Origin of the sequence: Ktedonobacter racemifer DSM 44963 (assembly GCF_000178855.1) — a bacterium.
Classification (GTDB): Bacteria; Chloroflexota; Ktedonobacteria; order Ktedonobacterales; family Ktedonobacteraceae; genus Ktedonobacter; species Ktedonobacter racemifer.
In genome coordinates this window covers 357,650-374,214 of the sequence record NZ_ADVG01000005.1, presented here as the reverse complement: position 1 = coordinate 374,214, position 16,565 = coordinate 357,650, and the positions used below count along the sequence as shown (strand labels likewise).

The 16,565-nt window shown below is 54.1% G+C and carries 10 protein-coding genes and 3 pseudogenes; 6 read left to right on the top strand and 7 right to left on the bottom strand.

Features of this window, described 5'->3' with window-relative positions:
* The first annotated feature begins 420 nt into the window (after positions 1 to 420).
* On the top strand, positions 421 to 2,628 hold the full coding sequence (locus KRAC_RS55765; RefSeq protein ID WP_007922256.1) for a baseplate J/gp47 family protein: 2,208 nt from the start codon (positions 421 to 423) through the stop codon (positions 2,626 to 2,628).
* Between the two features lie 651 nt (positions 2,629 to 3,279).
* Here the strand turns inward: KRAC_RS55765 and KRAC_RS64550 are convergent.
* The 3 genes from KRAC_RS64550 to KRAC_RS55750 form a co-directional block, all read right to left on the bottom strand.
* Positions 3,280 to 4,124, bottom strand: a protein-coding gene (locus KRAC_RS64550; RefSeq protein WP_274532247.1) for an IS5 family transposase whose coding sequence is annotated in 2 segments (ribosomal slippage) — positions 3,280 to 3,797 and positions 3,797 to 4,124 — 846 coding nt in all. Because the reading frame shifts where the segments join, the coding sequence is not laid out codon by codon here.
* Positions 4,125 to 4,297: 173 nt separating this feature from the next.
* A complete protein-coding gene (locus KRAC_RS55755) occupies positions 4,298 to 5,314 on the bottom strand; it encodes a DMT family transporter (RefSeq protein ID WP_007922252.1) in 1,017 nt (338 codons plus the stop codon).
* 74 nt (positions 5,315 to 5,388) lie between these two features.
* Positions 5,389 to 6,177 (bottom strand): hypothetical protein, encoded by a 789-nt coding sequence (locus tag KRAC_RS55750; RefSeq protein ID WP_007922250.1) that lies wholly within the window; start codon positions 6,175 to 6,177, stop codon positions 5,389 to 5,391.
* Positions 6,178 to 6,787: 610 nt separating this feature from the next.
* On the opposite strand from KRAC_RS55750, the gene KRAC_RS55745 reads away from it, so the two are divergent.
* Together KRAC_RS55745 and KRAC_RS55740 are read left to right on the top strand one after the other, a co-directional pair.
* Positions 6,788 to 7,300 (top strand): maleylpyruvate isomerase N-terminal domain-containing protein, encoded by a 513-nt coding sequence (locus KRAC_RS55745; protein WP_007922246.1) that lies wholly within the window; start codon positions 6,788 to 6,790, stop codon positions 7,298 to 7,300.
* 121 nt (positions 7,301 to 7,421) lie between these two features.
* A pseudogene (locus tag KRAC_RS55740) lies at positions 7,422 to 8,042 on the top strand (IS6 family transposase); the annotation flags it as partial.
* Between the two features lie 52 nt (positions 8,043 to 8,094).
* On the opposite strand, the gene KRAC_RS55735 reads toward KRAC_RS55740, so the two are convergent.
* The 3 genes from KRAC_RS55735 to KRAC_RS55725 form a co-directional block, all read right to left on the bottom strand.
* Positions 8,095 to 8,700, bottom strand: coding sequence for a response regulator transcription factor (locus KRAC_RS55735; RefSeq protein ID WP_007922245.1), 606 nt, complete (start codon positions 8,698 to 8,700; stop codon positions 8,095 to 8,097).
* Positions 8,697 to 10,127, bottom strand: coding sequence for a sensor histidine kinase (locus KRAC_RS55730; RefSeq protein ID WP_244422618.1), 1,431 nt, complete (start codon positions 10,125 to 10,127; stop codon positions 8,697 to 8,699). Before KRAC_RS55730 ends, KRAC_RS55735 begins: the two co-directional genes overlap by 4 nt.
* Positions 10,128 to 10,188: 61 nt before the next feature.
* A complete protein-coding gene (locus tag KRAC_RS55725; protein WP_083815301.1) occupies positions 10,189 to 10,671 on the bottom strand; it encodes a DoxX family protein in 483 nt (160 codons plus the stop codon).
* A gap of 833 nt (positions 10,672 to 11,504) precedes the next feature.
* Between KRAC_RS55725 and KRAC_RS55715 the strand changes: the two are divergent.
* The 3 genes and pseudogenes from KRAC_RS55715 to KRAC_RS55710 form a co-directional block, all read left to right on the top strand.
* A pseudogene (locus KRAC_RS55715) lies at positions 11,505 to 11,761 on the top strand (IS6 family transposase); the annotation flags it as partial.
* 2,302 nt (positions 11,762 to 14,063) lie between these two features.
* Positions 14,064 to 14,501 carry a hypothetical protein gene (locus KRAC_RS74260; RefSeq protein ID WP_075164657.1) on the top strand — a complete coding sequence of 146 codons (438 nt, stop codon included), beginning with the start codon at positions 14,064 to 14,066 and terminating at the stop codon, positions 14,499 to 14,501.
* Positions 14,432 to 14,890, top strand: a pseudogene (locus KRAC_RS55710) (IS6 family transposase); the annotation flags it as partial. The gene KRAC_RS74260 and the pseudogene KRAC_RS55710, both read left to right, overlap by 70 nt.
* A gap of 389 nt (positions 14,891 to 15,279) precedes the next feature.
* Here KRAC_RS55710 and KRAC_RS55705 read toward each other — a convergent pair.
* Entirely contained in the window at positions 15,280 to 16,494 is a 1,215-nt protein-coding gene (locus KRAC_RS55705; RefSeq protein ID WP_007922240.1) for a cytochrome P450 family protein, read from the bottom strand.
* Between the last annotated feature and the right edge of the window lie 71 nt (positions 16,495 to 16,565).

The following is a 16,565-nucleotide window of genomic DNA, read 5'->3' as shown; positions in this document are numbered from 1 at the left end:
ATGAGCTTATCTTTCTGGCTTCTACTATTTTTCAAGCTCGGATTCATGACATCGGCGAGCTTATTGAAGACCTTATCACCTAAATTGAGCCAGAGCCGCTTAATGTCAAAGTTTACAACGAAAGCAGCGGGAAAGAGGGGGGATTCTCAGACAGATTTTGGAAGATTTTTCTGAGGCAATGCATCCGCAGAGAGGTAAAGATATCATACATCTCTATCCATGAGAGAGGTTACAATGAAATAGCTCATAAGGATGGGAAAAGGAGAGGAAAGTCATACACGAAAGGAAAAGAGAGAAACCTTGCTAGCGTTGCTCGTTATACAATAAAGCCTGGGTGAGGAGCAGGCACGTCAGCGAGCTTGCGTTGGAGAGGTCGGAAAACTGAAAAACCCTACCGAAGTAGCAGGAAAGGAACGCATTATGCGACAGAAGAATGGCACGGAACTATTTGGACCCGACGATCCACGCAGCGCCAGCGTTGGAATTATTCACGTGGCTGCGTCAGATGACCGGCAAAGCATTCTGACCGCGATTCTTGCTCAGGATAAGCTGGGACGCAGACATACCGTACTGGTCATGCCTGACGATAACGCCGCATTCCGGCGTACAACCGACTTCGCAGACCTGAGAAACCTGCTACAGGGGCTGAAGACCCAACTTGTGATTGTGGCCTCATCTAACACTACGATTGCCAGAATCGCCCAACGCCAGCAATTCCCGGTCTTTCTCTCGCTAGAAAACTATGCCAGCTATGCTAAAACATTTATTAGCGGAGATCAGCCTCCGGACTCCGCTGAAAAAAAGACGACCGAGACACCTTTATCTCCGCCTAAGAAGCCAGCACGCACCTCTACCCCGGCGCCAGCCTCCGCTGATCAGTCGCCGGCTCAGCCATTTGAACGTCCTGCCGCTCCGCCTAAGAAGCCAGCACGCACCTCTACCCCGGCGCCAGCCTCCGCTGATCAGTCGCCGGCTCAGCCATTTGAACGCCCTGCCGCTCCGCCTAAGAAGCCAGCACGCACCTCTACCCCGGCGCCAGCCTCCGCTGATCAGTCGCCAGCTCAGCCATTTGAACGTCCTGCCGCTCCGCCTAAGAAGCCAGCACGCACCTCTACCCCGGCGCTAGCCTCCGCTGATCAGTCGCCAGCTCAGCCATTTGAACGTCCTGCCGCTCCGCCTAAGAAGCCAGCACGCACCTCTACCCCGGCGCCAGCCTCCGCTGATCAGTCGCCAGCTCAGCCATTTGAACGTCCTGCCGCTCCACCTAAGAAGCCAGCGCCACGAGACAAGGTCGCACAGAAGGAGAAAGAGGATCTACCAGTACCACTACAGCCAATGGAGGCCAGACCGATAGTGGTGGATGAGGCCGTCACGCCGCGCAGCGTTCCCAGCCAGATGCTCACTCCAATAGATGTGGTGGTCAGCCTGGTCCCAACCTCACCGCCACGACGCAAGCACAGGCGCACACGTGCGCTACTGGTTGCTATGCTGCTGGCGCTCTTCCTGCTGATCGGCGGCTCAATGTTGAGCGTTTTTGCCGGATTCGGCCCGCTGGCCCGGCTCTTCCCCGGCAGTTCCGCCAGTGTGACCATCACGCCTGAGAAGAGAATATTTAAAAATGTCTATGCTATTTCGGCGATTACCTGGGTGCCTGACCCGACGCTGCACCAGGTAGCCGCGCACTTTATCAGCGTGACCACGTCACCCCACACAAAAACGGTGCAAACTTCCGGACGCGGCATGATTCAGGCCACCAATGCCCTGGGCTTGCTGACCTTTTATAATGCCCTACCCTATTCACAGAACATTCCCGCCGGAACGATCTTTGCCGATGAGAAAGGCATCCAGGTCGCCACCGACGAAACGATTACCATTCCCGCGGCCAATCCGCCCACCGAAGGCAGCATGAGCAGTATCGCCCACGCGCTCATTCCCGGCGCGCAAGGCAATATCCCGGCCCTGGATTTTAAAGAGACAACCTGCTGCCACGCTGGCATTACGCTGACCAATCATGATGCCTTCAGTGACGGACAGGATGCCCGGCCCTACTCGTATGTGCAGCAGAGTGATATTGATATGGCCGTCAGCAACCTGACAGCCGAAATGACCACCGAGGGACAGCAGGCGATACAAGGGAAGATTCAGAGCGGGGAACAGCAGGCCGGAAATGCGAAATGCAGTGCCAGTTCGAGCGCCAGCCATAGCGCGGGCGAGCGCTCCAATAGCGTGACCGTCTCCACGACGATGACCTGCATAGCTGAAGTATTCAATCGCGATGATGCCTATGCCATGGCGGCCAACCTGCTCAAAAGTGATGCCACGCAGACCTTTCACAGCAACTATGCCCTGACCAGCCGGCTGAAAACGACATTGATCAATGCTGTGATTCAGAATCCACAGGGCATGGCCTCGCTGCACATCGAGGCGCAGGGGCAGTGGGTGGCACAGTTTGATGTAGCGAGCCGGCAGGAGATGGCGCGTTTGATCGCGGGCCTCAATGCGGCCTCGGCGCAGGATCTGCTGCTGCGCCGGCCCGGGATTACCCAGGCCCGCATTACAGTCACCGATAGTCCCGGCAATGTGCTGCCCCTCGACGAGCACAAGATTATCATACAGGTTGGCCCGTAGGGGTTGGGGCACCACCCTCGTGTGCCACCTGCCGTGAACACAAGCTGCCAGCAAACGGGCCGAGGGCTGAGAAGAATGTAGTACGAGTATCCGGTGCAAAACGAACGAATGGGCCTGAGAAGGTGTTTCATAGCAACCTACTGGTTTGAATAGCTGGTTGGTTGCCCTTCTTTGCTCAAGCCGCTTACTGGTATTGTCAACTTGGGAACAGAACTGAACACTGTGCTAGAACAGTGTAAACTTTGACATTAAGCGGCTCTGGCTCAATTTAGGTGATAAGGTCTTCAATAAGCTCGCCGATGTCATGAATCCGAGCTTGAAAAATAGTAGAAGCCAGAAAGATAAGCTCATCATTCACCTAAATTGGGCCAGAGCCGGTTTCGGTTCTGGACCTTATCTTGGGCGTAGCACAGGAGCAACGGCATTCTTCCAACTCGAATAGCACAGCATCACCGACGATGTTCTGCATGTGAGTCGGCTCCATTGAATCACTCCTGCCCATGTCATGAAGAACGCGTGCATGGTCTGAGCAACTCGCGTGACCGCTGCTCCGTTCTCTCCGACAAGCTGCTAGTAGTTTATCGTACTTCCGTTCCATGAGGGCTTGGGCTTCATGGTTCAGGTTGTTGCTAGAGACTGTATGTAAAGGCTTCAAGATGGGGCTCTCGCTAGGCGACGCAGAAGCAAGCGGATCTGAGACGCGTAAATCCAACTTTCGCTGCTTTCTGGCAAGAACTCGTAGTCCTTGCAGAGCCGACGGCAGAAGGTGAGCCAAGCAAAGGTCCGTTCGACCACCCAGCGGCGCGGAAGGACTCCTCGGAAACCGGTATGCAAAGGAGGAAGTCGTCGCCACTCAAAGCGTAGATGAGCCAGATCATTGATGTCGCCTATGGGAACCCACTCTCCTCGGGAACGAGGGGGATGTTGGACGACGGTAACGCTCCACCCCAAATGCTCTTCCATCCAGGTTTTCCCACTTCCCGTGTAGCCTTGGTCAACCCAGACGTGCTCGAGGCGAGGATAGCGAGCTTGAACCCCCTGTAGGAACGCAACCGCTGCTCGATCTTGCACATCTGCCGTATGAACCTTCAGATGCAGGATCAATCCCAACGTATCAACGAGAACCTGACGTTTTCGCCCGTTTATTTTCTTGCCGCCATCATAGCCACGGGCCCCCCTTTTTGACTCGTCTTGACCGTTTGACTGTCGAGAATGGCGGCACTGGGGGGAGGTTCTCGCCCTTGCTGTTTCCTTTGCGCCTCTCTCAGAACAGTATGCATCCTTTCCCAACTCCCGTTCCTGCACCACGTACGGAAGTAGGTCCAGACGGTTGACCAGGGCGGGAACTCACGAGGAAGCATGCGCCATTGGCAACCGCTTCTCAAGATATACAGAATCGCATTCACGATTTCCCTCATGTTCACCGCTCGTGGTCGTCCACCTAGCCTGGCGGGCGGGATCAAGGGTTCCAAGATTGCCCATTCCTCATCACTCATATCGCGCGGGATAGGCACGCCATCTCATGGAAGTCCTCCTGCTTGAGATAAACGTCCCTGCTCAGTTTCTTTGACACTCCTCTCCCTTTCAATTTTACCGCTTTACATACAGTCTCTAGTGCTGGTTGGGGGAGAGTTGCTCTACCAAGTATCCCCAACTATTTTACACCTTCTCAGACGGAAAGGTGTTCTGAAGAATTCAGGCTCTTTTTTCTGGCACAAGGTCTTGTTGCGATTCCTGTTCCACTATTTGAGGGCGAGGGATTTTCTGTTGACATCTCTTTTTTTGTTGCTCCAGGATGGGCAAATTGAGCGAGTGCTATTCCTCCAAGAATGAGGAGTCCGCTGAACAGCGAGAGGATACTTGTGTGCTCATGAAGAAAGATCGTTCCCCCGATGATACTGATGAATGGGATCAGGTAGAGAAAGAGACTTGCTTGCGAGCTTGTTGTATAGGCAACGCCATAGTTCCAGAGGATCGTTGCAGCTACCGTGCTTCCCAGTATTAAGAGTGCAAGAGCGAGCCAGGCTGTTCCACTCACCTGGCTGAGAATCGTCCAGATGTGAGTATCCCACGATGTGAGGAGGGGAACTGTCCCAACAATCATTGTGAGAGCAGTAGCTGTCCGTGCCCCTACTTCTTTGCTTAGCCGACGTACTGAGAGCGTATAGATCGACCACATGAACGCCGCGAGCACTATGAGCAGGGCGCCTGGAACATTTTGCATGTTCCAGATTGCGTCAACATATGCTTGGCCGAAGAGGACGGTTATTCCAAGGAGGGAGAAGAGGAGCCCAATCACCGCTGTCCACGCGATTTTTTCACGGAGTACGATGGCAGCAATGAGGAGAATCCAGATTGGCTCCGTTGCAATAAGCAAACCTGCAAGACTAGAAGGAATGATGCGCAAGCCATAGGCGACAGGAACGTTGTAGCCGAGAACTCCAGTCATCCCACAAAATATGATCCAGGAGACCTTTTTCATACTCCACTGGAAATGGCGCAAGGACGTAAGCAAGGGGAGGAAGAAAAGCGCTGCAAGAACAAAACGTACGAAGACAAGTTGCAGTGGTGTGAAAGCAATGAGTAAATAGCGCGTTGCGACTGGAGCCAATCCCCAACATATGGCTGAGAGGAGCAGGGCACTATAGGCTCGTATGGGCACGTTCTTTCGTATCAGTGGGGTCACTCTGGGATTCTCCTTTTAATGAAAGCGAGCGATCGTGTTGAAGAGGCACAGAACCAGGTGGCTTTTGTGCCTCTTCAACATGAGCCCTCTTTCCCATGAAACGCACGGCTCTGTAGAATAGCGTTCTCCCATGCACTATAGTAAGCTTCTCTCTTTATTTTTACCCAGCTGTCGTAATAATTTTCTATTCTTTGCCACACATAGAGTTGACCAGAATTATGGTTTTCCCAATCGCCAGAGAGAACATAGACAAATCGATCATCTTCCATGATGAGGAGATCAACTCCTTGCTCCAGGTCATAGTAGGGAAGCGTAAAATCGCCATGGGGGATCACAAAATCAGAGCGACACATGTAATCAGATTGGATACGTCCTGAAAAGCTGCCAAGGGACCCGTGAGATGGACTGTAGAGACGAGCCGTAAAGTATGGAACCAGCATTTTCTGCATATTGTGCCTGGCGACCACTGTCTCTAAGCTCACTTCAAAGTCCTCGACGAGAGGAAAATCGTCAAGGGGGAGCCGCGCAGAATCAACGGCATGTTCTCTGAGATAGATGGAACGTTCTTGTTCATCAAGACCAGCTATTTTTTGCTCTAGCATATAGTAGATGATATGATTGTGTGTATAGTGCAGAGGGGCATCATTTCTCCATTGTGGAAGTGGTGCTTTTCCCTCTTCTATGGGAAAGAGTTGCCCATCAAACCGCCGAAGCAGATACATTACTCTCTCAAACTGCGGCTCACAGTTTTCACAGATCATGATTTGCCTCTGCTCACCGTCTGGCAGCTTTTCAAGAACAGGGAAGCGGACGCCAGGTTCTTTGTTCCCACATGCCTGACAGGTCCAGTCGTATCCCGTCATATTTTTTCACCTTTGGTGGCAATGCCAAATATACTTCCATCGAGAGAATACAGGCGACTCTCTCCGAGATAAAGAACACTATTTACAATTTCTAGAAGAGGATACCAGATGTGAAGCGGTTTTCCTAGACAATGAATCATGCTTCGTCTCAAAACCTACTTACTCGTCGTGCTTACTGTCATTGATATCCATCGATAAGCTGCGCTTAATGATGAGAAAGTCATCAACGTTGACCTCTTTCCTCCCCCTGGCTAAAGCCCTGCCTCCTATACACATTTAACATTGGCAAAAGGGAGCGAGCATCAGATGCGGGACGGGAAGCTTGAGCTTTCACATCTCTGTTTGTCAGCTCTTCTTTCCAAGACAGCTTTTTCAGCCAAGTGGCAAAATCACTTTGTTAAATGTGTATAGGAGGCAGGGCTTTAGCCAGGGGGTGCGGCAAGTTGTTTTGCGTGAGGCAGAATCCAGGCAACAAGCCTCTTTTCGCGTTGATATGAAAAGTTATTCAAACAACAATCAGGGCAAGTTCTATCCGTTTTTTGTGGTAATCTCAAATGAGACAGCGAGGAAAAATGTGTAGAATTTGAGCGATTCGTGAAAGGAGACGACCATGGATAAGCAGGCGTTTCTTGATACGCTGCACGGTGAACGCGCACAATGGGATGCACAGGTGGCGCAGATCGACGAGGAGCGAATGACGCGACCGGGTTTCGCCGGGAAATGGTCACTAAAGGATGTCATTGCACATATCGCAGTGTATGAAGAATGGACCGCAAATGAGATCCAACGCGCACTGCGAGGCGAGCAGCCAGAGTGGGACCCGGAGTTGACGGGGTTGAGCGACGATGAGCGAAATGCGAGATTATATGAGCAGCAGCGCAGGCGGACGCTCACTGACACGCTGGCTTTCTCTCGGCGGACATACCAGCAACTTATAGAAGCAATACAGGCGCTCTCCAACGAAGAATTTAATAGCACCGATGGATTGGGCGGACGGCTGCATTCGTTTTGGGTGGGACGACCGCTGTGGGAAGGGCTTGTCGGGAATGCGTATGAGCATTATCGAGAGCACGCACCAGATCTGAAAACGTGGCTGGATGGTCAGGCAGAGGCTGGTAAATAGTGCTCGGTTGAGAACCTCTCGCGAACCTTGGTTCTGTCAGAACTCAAACACAATCTTGGCACAGGGGTTATCTTTCTGGTATGCTGATCTCAGCACTCTGACGGAACGAGGAACGTAACTCATGAACTGCCCTCATTGTACTGCCACGAGCACCAAGGAGCGAGCAAAGAAAACGAAACTTGGGTATGCAACCTTCTTCTGTCTCAAATGCCAACATGTTTTCAACGAACGAAACTGAGTCTGCGTGATGTGGCGGAGATGTTTCTCGAGCGTGGCTTTTCGTTCACGCACGAAACTATCCGAGACTGGGAAATGCAGTTCGCTCCCTTGATAGCGGAACAGTTACGAGCAAGGCGACGTGGACAAGCAGGGATCTCCTGGCACATCGATGAAACCTACCTGAAAGTGCATGGGAAGTGGTGCTATTTGTATCAGGCGATCGACCATGAGGACAATCTCGTTGATTCCATGTTGAGCGAGAAGCGGAACATGGAGGTGGCGAAGTGGTTTTTCAAGCAGGCAGTTGCTGTGGTTGGTCATGCTCCCGACCAAGTGACGACTGATGGGCATCGTTCCTATCCGCGTGCTATACACGAGACGATGGGCAACCATGTCCAGCATCGAACGAATAAGTATCTCAATAACCGGTTGGAACAAGATCATCGTGATATCAAGCAACGATACTATCCCATGCGTGGCTTTTGGAACATTTGAAGCGGCAGCACGTTTCTGTTGTGCCTTTCGCTAAGACAACGTTTGCCTTTACCCAAAGCGAGGGAATGAGAGAAACAGGATCACAACCATCCCTTTTGTTCAGCCAGGCGTGCCGCCTCCATCCGATTGTGCGCCCCCAATTTCTGCATGGCCGCAGAAAGGTGATTGCGTACCGTCCCTTCGGACAAAGCAAGGCGGGTGGCGATCTCCGCATGACTGAGGCCAGGGAGAGCGGCAACGAGCACCTCCCGCTCTCGATGGGTCAGGGGATTGTTTCCCTCCGAAAGCGCCAGCAAGGCCAGTTCGGGATCAACGACTCGTTCCCCGTGCATCACACGCCGCAGAGCGGAAGCGAGTTCTGAGGCTGGGGCATCTTTGAGCAGAAAGCCGACGGCCCCGCTCTCCATCGCCCGGCGCAGATAGCCGCTGCGCCCAAAGGTGGTCAGGATCACCGCGCGGCATGATGGCAACGCCGTGCGCAATGCGTGGGAAGCTTCGAGTCCGCCTCCCCCAGGCATTTCAATATCCAGCAGCGCCACGTCCGGGCGAGAGGTCAGAGCTGCTTCGACGACGGTATCGCCCCGTGCCACTTCCGCGACGACCTCGATATCTGTTTCTCGACTCAGTAACGCCGCCAGTGCCCCACGTACCATCGCCTGATCTTCTGCCAACAGTACACGGATCATGATCGTTCCTCCGGCATCGCTGTCACTTCCACCTGGGGCTGCATTGGCAGTTCCACGCGTAAGCGAAAATGTGGCTCACCTCCCAGCAGAAGTGGACCAGCCTCCATCGTTCCTCCCAGTCCACTCACCCGTTCCCTCAGGCCAAGCAGCCCACTCCTCTGGCCGATGCATTGCATTTCTGCATCTTCTGTCCCTGACCTGTCGTTGAGCATCTCCACCCCAATCTCTCCCTGATCCCGCTCGAACCGCAGCAGACAGTGTCGTGCCCGGCTGTGACGAATGACGTTGGTGACCCCTTCCCTCACTGTCCATGCCAGGACTGCATCGAGCGGCTGGGGAAGCTCTCCAGCAAGCTCCTCGATGGAAGACTCAATCCCCGCTGCTTCGAGCAGTTGTCGCGCCCCGTCCAATTCGCTCGCAAGTCGCGGTTGCCGGTAGCCTGCGACGGTCTTGCGGACTTCTCGCAGCGTCGTACGCCCGACCTGTTCAATCTCAGCGAGTTCCTGAGCACAGCGTGCGGGATCTTCCGTGATCAGGCCACGGGCCAGTTCACTCTTGAGGGTAATCACCGAGAGGGTTTGTCCCAGCAGATCATGCAAATCCCGTGCCAAACGCTGGCGCTCTTCCTCCACTTTCAGGCGAGCGAGGGCTTGGCGCGCCGTATGCAATTCTCGAATGGCGCTGCCCATGCGGGACACGCCAATCATATCCAGGCCCAGTCCTCGCACGAGCAGCATCAGCGCGATGAGCCACCACCAATCGATCCCCGCTACGCCTCTATGGATGAAGATGGTGATGAGGAGCGGCAACAGCGTCAAGAGCACGACGACCATCCCCGCACGGCGCATAGGGAGCACCACTCCAACCATGGCACTCACCCCAAGAAAGGGCCAGAGCCAGGCAGGGTCATCAAGGAGGCTGAACATGGTGACCTGGAGGCAGAGCGCAACCAGGAGGAGCACCGACAGACGAGATAGGCCACGGGTTCGCGCTCCCTGGCTCGCGGGATGAGGCCACATGATCCAGGTATAACTGATCGCGAAAAAGAGCAGGGCCGTGCTGCCCACAGCGAGACGAAGCCAGGCATCCGGTTTGCGCACCAAAGAAGCTAGAGGAAAGAACAGACAAACCAGAAGCCAGAAGTGCTGGTAGAGCCGCCAGAGGGGGATGGTCACGCCACTCTCCCTCATCACTTCATCGCTCGTTTCGACCCCCCCTTGGCATGTGTTTTTCTTTGCTCGCCATGAGTTCTCGTCTCGTGCCCGCATAGCAGAGTCCCTTCTTTCCGGTACCGTCAATGATGTCGCCGGGCATCCGCTTCCATTGTACCACTGCTGTTGTCCAGGCTGATCTTCCTCGATCCTGTTTCCCTCGATGACGACGAGGCCCTCCGTCCCATCACGTGCGAGGTCGGCTCCCCGTCGCACTGTGCTTCAGCACTGTCCCTTTCTTTGCATCTGGCCCCATATGGATGACCGGGGCAAGCGTTCAGGACGGTCCTACGCCTGTGCGCCTCCCAGGAAAGAGGACGCCGAGGGTCCGGCTTGGCGGTCGAAGCGCCCACGAAGCGAGCGTGAGCACGGCGAGGATAAGGGGTCCTATGAGATCGCCCATGCCACCGCCGCGCGCCGCACTCGATGCAGCGGCACCTGTCAGTTCGATGAAGGTGCCGGCATATGCCCATTCCTTGAGCCGAGGAAAACGCGGCATAAGCAAGGTGACGGCTCCCAGCAGCTTCCACACGCCCAGGATCGTGAGCAAGTACACTGGGTAGCCAAGCTTTGCCAGGATAAGGACGACAGGGTCGCCGGCAAAGAGTAGTGCTGGCCTATGGATCAGGTCTGTCACGCCACCTGCTAGCAGCTCAAGCGTGACGATGATGGTGGTCACCCAATATCCGATCAGCTTCAGTTTCAGCAGCGCGTCTTCTTGAAGATGTAGTGCTGACATCGTGCTGGTTCTCGTTGACATGTTGCTTGTTTCTTTCTCATGCATCTCTGGTTTCTCCAGAACGCGAATCACGCTCAGGCTCGTCACTATCTGGAAGACAGTCCATGGAGACGGGAACGTTTCGAATCTGCATACGGCGATGGTTAAGACATTGCTGGCACTCTGCGGTGCCTGGAGCGACCGCCAATCCTCTCTCCGAGGCCAAGCGCTGAGAGACCCAGCAGCAGGTGGATCATCTGGATGAGCCAGTGCCACGAGCCCGTGAGAATCTCGTCCTGGGTCCCCCGGATGCTACGAGGATGAGGCCTACCACCACGGCACCTATCGCCAAACTCCAGTCTCCCCCCTTTGTCAGGGCTTGGGCCAAACCCAGTGTCCAAAGGGAAATCACGACCAGGATACCCAATCCCATATGGACAAAGACTAGGCTATCGGCTGCGTGGCTTGTCCAGAATAGGATTCCAAGGATCAAGGCCAATCCAATACAGATACGCAATACCCATTGTGCTATCCGAACGATCAACGGTCTTTCCTCCTTTTCCCAGCCGAGATCAGAGAAAGATCTCTCTGGTACATTGCTCCATTTCGATGCTCGCATCTGCTCCTACGCAGGAGTGTACCCGCATCTGGACGGGAGGAGAAGTGAAATTCCTCCAGATTTGACCATGACAAATCTCACGGGTGGGAAAATCGGCACGGATCTCTGGGTGGGCAAGCGGTCTCTGCAACACGGATTTTCGGCATGGGAGCGACTCGAAGAATGATACCAATTGCGCCCGCAGAATCCGGCTGTGTTGCAAAGAGAAAGCTGATCTGGCAGAGTGGGCCCAAAAGAAGACCGAAGAGGACCTCTCATGGCAGGACAACATCTCTTCAAATGGCGCCACTTCGAAACATCGATCATTCTGTTGTGCGTGCGCTGGTATTTAAGGTACGCTTTCAGCTACCGCGATCTGGAAGAGATGATGCGCGAGCGGGTCTCTTGGTGGATCACTCCACGATCTATCGGTGGGTACAACGTTACGCTCCCGAGTTGGAGAAGCGCTGCCGTCCTCATCTCAAGACCACCAATGACTCCTGGTGGGTAGATGAGACCTACGTGAAGGTGCGCCTCTTCGGCGCTTGTGATGATTCCATCTCGAGGATGGCAAGGTTGAAAGCAGATGACCTTGAGGATGACTGGCCGACCTGGCGTCGAAAGACAAAGGGGAAAGTAGCATGCTTGTAAAGCGGCGGAACACGAAGATAGGTAGTGTAGTGCGCCGCAAGTCCTGTCCGCATGGTGAAGCTTGAATGAGTTGAACCCAAGTTCCCAACGATGTGTAGGTCATCCATCGCAGCCTATCTGAAGCGATGACACTGGAATACCTCTCAGACTTTCACGGAGAGGGAACGCTTTCTCCAGTGAGTGACCAGTAGTGAACTGGTTGAAGGGAACGAAATGGGCACCTAAACGGACTGAACGTCTCACAGGCGCAAATGCGGGATCGCCTAAGGGATGAGAATCCGATGGCGACGGAGTTCCCGTAGTAGTGCGCCTTTGTGCCACAAATGTCTCCCTTACCCGTCGGGGTAAGCTCACTAGAGCAAGGTGAGTAACACAGCGACTTACCCGTTCTCATAGAGAGCGGGGACACCTTCACCCGAAAGGCGTGGGGGGAAAATAGCATGTCGTGTCAAAGGTGAGTGAAGCTCCAGTCCCAGGAGCCAGAGGCTCATCAGTGAAGCTGTATAGGGTGAAGTCTTGATTGGCTGAATTCAAGTCACGGCGGAAATGGAGCAGCCCACAGGAGAAGGGACTATCGCCTGTGTCCAACGTGTAGGGGAACGGTACTACTTTCCCTACAAGCTCTCGTTGGAGCCAGCCCTCACGGAGAGGGAAATGACGAAATGGGCACCTACGTACAGACTGAGACATTTGATGGAACTAAGGGATCGCCTAAACCCCGTAAGGGGCATGGTGACGGAGCGACCATACGAGTTGGGTATGTACCCAGCAAAGGGTTGCAGGAGGCCACACTCAAAAATGGTGGTTGACACGGATGTGTCAGAAGACCACTGTGGGAGTGGTGTTGAAAAGACACTGGCCTCTGGAGAGCTTCATGCATCGAAAGGGTGCACGTGGAGTTCGGAGGGGAGGGGTTGATGCTCCCGAGCAATCGGGACTTGGCCTCTTACCCTACCCTACGTGCGCCTTTGTGCCACAAATGTCTCCCTTACCCGTCGGGGTAAGCTCACTAGAGCAAGGTGAGTAACACAGCGACTTACCCGTTCTCATAGAGAGCGGGGACACCTTCACCCGAAAGGCGTGGGGGGAAAATAGCATGTCGTGTCAAAGGTGAGTGAAGCTCCAGTCCCAGGAGCCAGAGGCTCATCAGTGAAGCTGTATAGGGTGAAGTCTTGATTGGCTGAATTCAAGTCACGGCGGAAATGGAGCAGCCCACAGGAGAAGGGACTATCGCCTGTGTCCAACGTGTAGGGGAACGGTACTACTTTCCCTACAAGCTCTCGTTGGAGCCAGCCCTCACGGAGAGGGAAATGACGAAATGGGCACCTACGTACAGACTGAGACATTTGATGGAACTAAGGGATCGCCTAAACCCCGTAAGGGGCATGGTGACGGAGCGACCATACGAGTTGGGTATGTACCCAGCAAAGGGTTGCAGGAGGCCACACTCAAAAATGGTGGTTGACACGGATGTGTCAGAAGACCACTGTGGGAGTGGTGTTGAAAAGACACTGGCCTCTGGAGAGCTTCATGCATCGAAAGGGTGCACGTGGAGTTCGGAGGGGAGGGGTTGATGCTCCCGAGCAATCGGGACTTGGCCTCTTACCCTACGTGCGCCCATGTGGCACAAGAATCTCTCTCACCCGTCGGGGTGGGTCCACTGAAGCAGTGTGGATAAACCAGCAACTTACTTTCGCTCGAAAGAGTTGAGGGGACCGTAGCATGTTGTATCAAAGGCGAGTGAAGTCCCAGTACCAGGGGCCAGAGGCTCGTCAGGTAAGTCGTGTATGGTGAAGACTGATTGTCTGAAGCCCAGTCAAGGCGGAACCGGGGCAGCCCACAGGAAACGGTACTAGCGCCTGTGTTCGACGTTGCCGGGAACGGTACTACTTCCCGACAAAGCTTCCGTCGGAGCCTACCCGTAAGGAACGGGAAAAGACGTAAAGGACACCTGGAGCACGAACTGAGATTCTTGGAGGCAACTTGGGGTTGCCCTAACCACCGCGAGGTGTATGGGTACAGAGGGACCGAAGTAGTCGCGGAAGTCACGCTCCGCCGGGGCCTGTGAGAAAGACACAGACAGGGCGAAGGGTCCCAGGAACTCGTCTCAGCGGCAGAGGTTGGCCTGGATGGGCCACACGATCTTTGCGCAACGAGGCAAAGGGTTCTGGAGAGCTACAGTGCCATGAAAGTGGCCCGCTGGGTTCGGGAAGAGACCGTTGGAAAAGGGCTGAGTCCAGGAAACCACCTGAAACATCAGGCAGGTCGGGACAGCATCAGTACCTCGCTGGCGGTCTACTTCATGCCAAATGCCCAGGGGAATTCCTGGGACACGACGAAGGGGAACAGGGAGTATCGTCGGGAACCGGGAAAGGGACGCGTAATGCGGAGAGCCAACTCGGAAGAACGGCGAGAAACTGGAGAGCCGTGTGCTGAGGAAACCTGCAAGCACGGTTCGGGGGAGGGCCGATGGAAAAGGGCTGGCCCAGACACCACCAGATGTATTCTGGCAGGTCAAAGCGATGACAGTACCTCGCCAGCGGCCTATCCTACGTCAAAGGAGTTTGGATGTACTTGTACCGCGCGGTGGATTCTCAGGGAAACACTCTGGAGTTCCATTTGAGCATCATCCGTGATGCTCAGGCCGCCGGGCGTTTTTTCGCAAAAGCTCTTGGGGCGTCTCACACGACCACTCCCCGCGTCATCACGGTTGACAAAAACGCGGCGTATCCCAAAGCCCTCAAGCATTTGAAAACAGCAGGGCTTCTTGCCGTAGCGTGTGAATTGCGGCAGAACAAGTACCTCAACAACCTGATCGAGCAAGATCACCGCTTTATCAAACGACTGGTCAAACCAGGACTGGGCTTCTTTTCGTTTGAGACGGCAATGAAGACTTTACAAGGATATGAGATCATGAATATGATCAGAAAAGGACAGGTACGAGAGGTAAAGAAAGGCGACAGCCCAAAGCAGGCTGCGTTCATTGCAGAACTGTTCGGAGTAGCTATCTAAACGCAACAGAAGACCGATGAAACTCCGTTCTTTGTGTTCCTCTTCGTATTTTTGCAACATAGCCCTATTTTTCCTGTATCGCCAGTTTTTGGAATGGACATGGCTACGTGGAAGAATGCCAGGATGGAATGTATAGCAAGTCTGGCGGCATACGTGGTAGTTGTTCTCGTCATGGAGGGGATCTTCAGCCACGCTATTCTCACTGAGAATAGCAACACTTATTACAGCCCATGGAGTTCTCCTCCTAGGTTCTGTCAGAACCTATGGTCTTCATAGGCACGATCTCGGGCACAATCGCGGTGAACATCCCGTGCTATGAAATTGTTTGAAGAGCAGAAAAGGCTGGGCTTGATATATCAATCTCAACCTTTTCTGTTTCCTGAACAACTTTAAAACGCCACCGGCAATTTGCTGACACCCAACAGCAGCATGCTGGGCCGCCAGACCAACTCCTCAGCGGGCACAGCCAGACGCATATTGGGTAGACGTTGCAAGAGTGTGCGGATGGCAATTTGCCCCTCCAAGCGTGCCAGAGGGGCGCCCAGACAGTAATGGATGCCCATGCCAAAGGCCAGGTGGCGGTTCTCCTGACGAGTGATATCCAGCTCATCCGGCTGCGCGAACGCTTCGGGATCATGATTGGCTGCGGCTAGACTGACCAGCACAGGGTCGCCCCGACGCATCTGCTTGCCGCCAAATTCGAGGTCTTCGCCCACCCATCGGCGTGTGCTGATGGCAACTGGACTGTGGAAGCGCAGAAACTCTTCGATGGCGTTCTTAATCAGTAAAGGATTCTCCTGGAGAAGCTGCTTTTGCTCGGGATACTGCAACAGAGCCAGCATGCCATTGCCAATCAGGTTCACCGTCGTCTCGTGTCCAGCTATAAGGAGCAGGAAGATCATCGAGATGAGTTCGGTCTCGTTTAATGTATCTCCATTGGCCTCGGCCACGAGCAGTCGACCTATCAGATCGTCGCCAAGCTGCTGGCGTTTCGTCTCGATCAAATGACGCAGGTACATCGTAAACGCGATAATTTTCTCACGCGTACCTAGGATGGCTTCTGGCTTTCCCGTTGCATCAAGCAGCGCATTTGACCACTCGCGGAAACGGGCGCGGTCCTCCGTGGGCACACCCAGCATCTCCGTGATAACCACAATAGGCAAAGGGAAGGCAAAAGCGTCGATCAGATCGAACTCGCGGTCTTCCTGCCGCTCAATCGCGTCGATAAGCTCATTAGCCAGAACCTGGATGCGCTCGCGCCACTGCTCAACCAAACGCGGGGTAAACGAGATATTGACCAGTGCGCGCAGCCTGGTATGATCTGGTGGATCAGCACTGAGCATATGAGCGCTCAACGCGGAATATGCATCTTCCCGAATCTTCTCCCGTTGTTCTGGGGTAAGCAAGCGACGGAAGTCCTTGATGAACCGCTGATCTTTCAGAATGGCCAGTGCGTCCTCGTAACGCGTAATGAGCCAGCTGGTGTGCCCATCTTCCATGTTCAGAGGATACACGGGATCACTGGAGCGCACCAGGGTATAGCTGGGATACGGATTGGCCTTGGCAGCAGACGAAAACAGATCAATCTCTGGGGACTGGGTCACGCAGATTCCCTCCATGATGTAGCGGAAAATATATATATTCTTATCTACGGTTGTGGACCGCCTCGGGTTCT

Bases quoted from the DNA above. Each gene is read 5' to 3' on its own strand.
- KRAC_RS55765 (WP_007922256.1), top strand. From the start codon at position 421: ATGCGACAGAAGAATGGCACGGAACTATTTGGACCCGACGATCCACGC.
- KRAC_RS55750 (WP_007922250.1), bottom strand. From the start codon at position 6,177: ATGACGGGATACGACTGGACCTGTCAGGCATGTGGGAACAAAGAACCT.
- KRAC_RS55745 (WP_007922246.1), top strand. From the start codon at position 6,788: ATGGATAAGCAGGCGTTTCTTGATACGCTGCACGGTGAACGCGCACAA.
- KRAC_RS55735 (WP_007922245.1), bottom strand. From the start codon at position 8,700: ATGATCCGTGTACTGTTGGCAGAAGATCAGGCGATGGTACGTGGGGCA.
- KRAC_RS55725 (WP_083815301.1), bottom strand. From the start codon at position 10,671: ATGTCAACGAGAACCAGCACGATGTCAGCACTACATCTTCAAGAAGAC.
- KRAC_RS74260 (WP_075164657.1), top strand. From the start codon at position 14,064: ATGAAAGTGGCCCGCTGGGTTCGGGAAGAGACCGTTGGAAAAGGGCTG.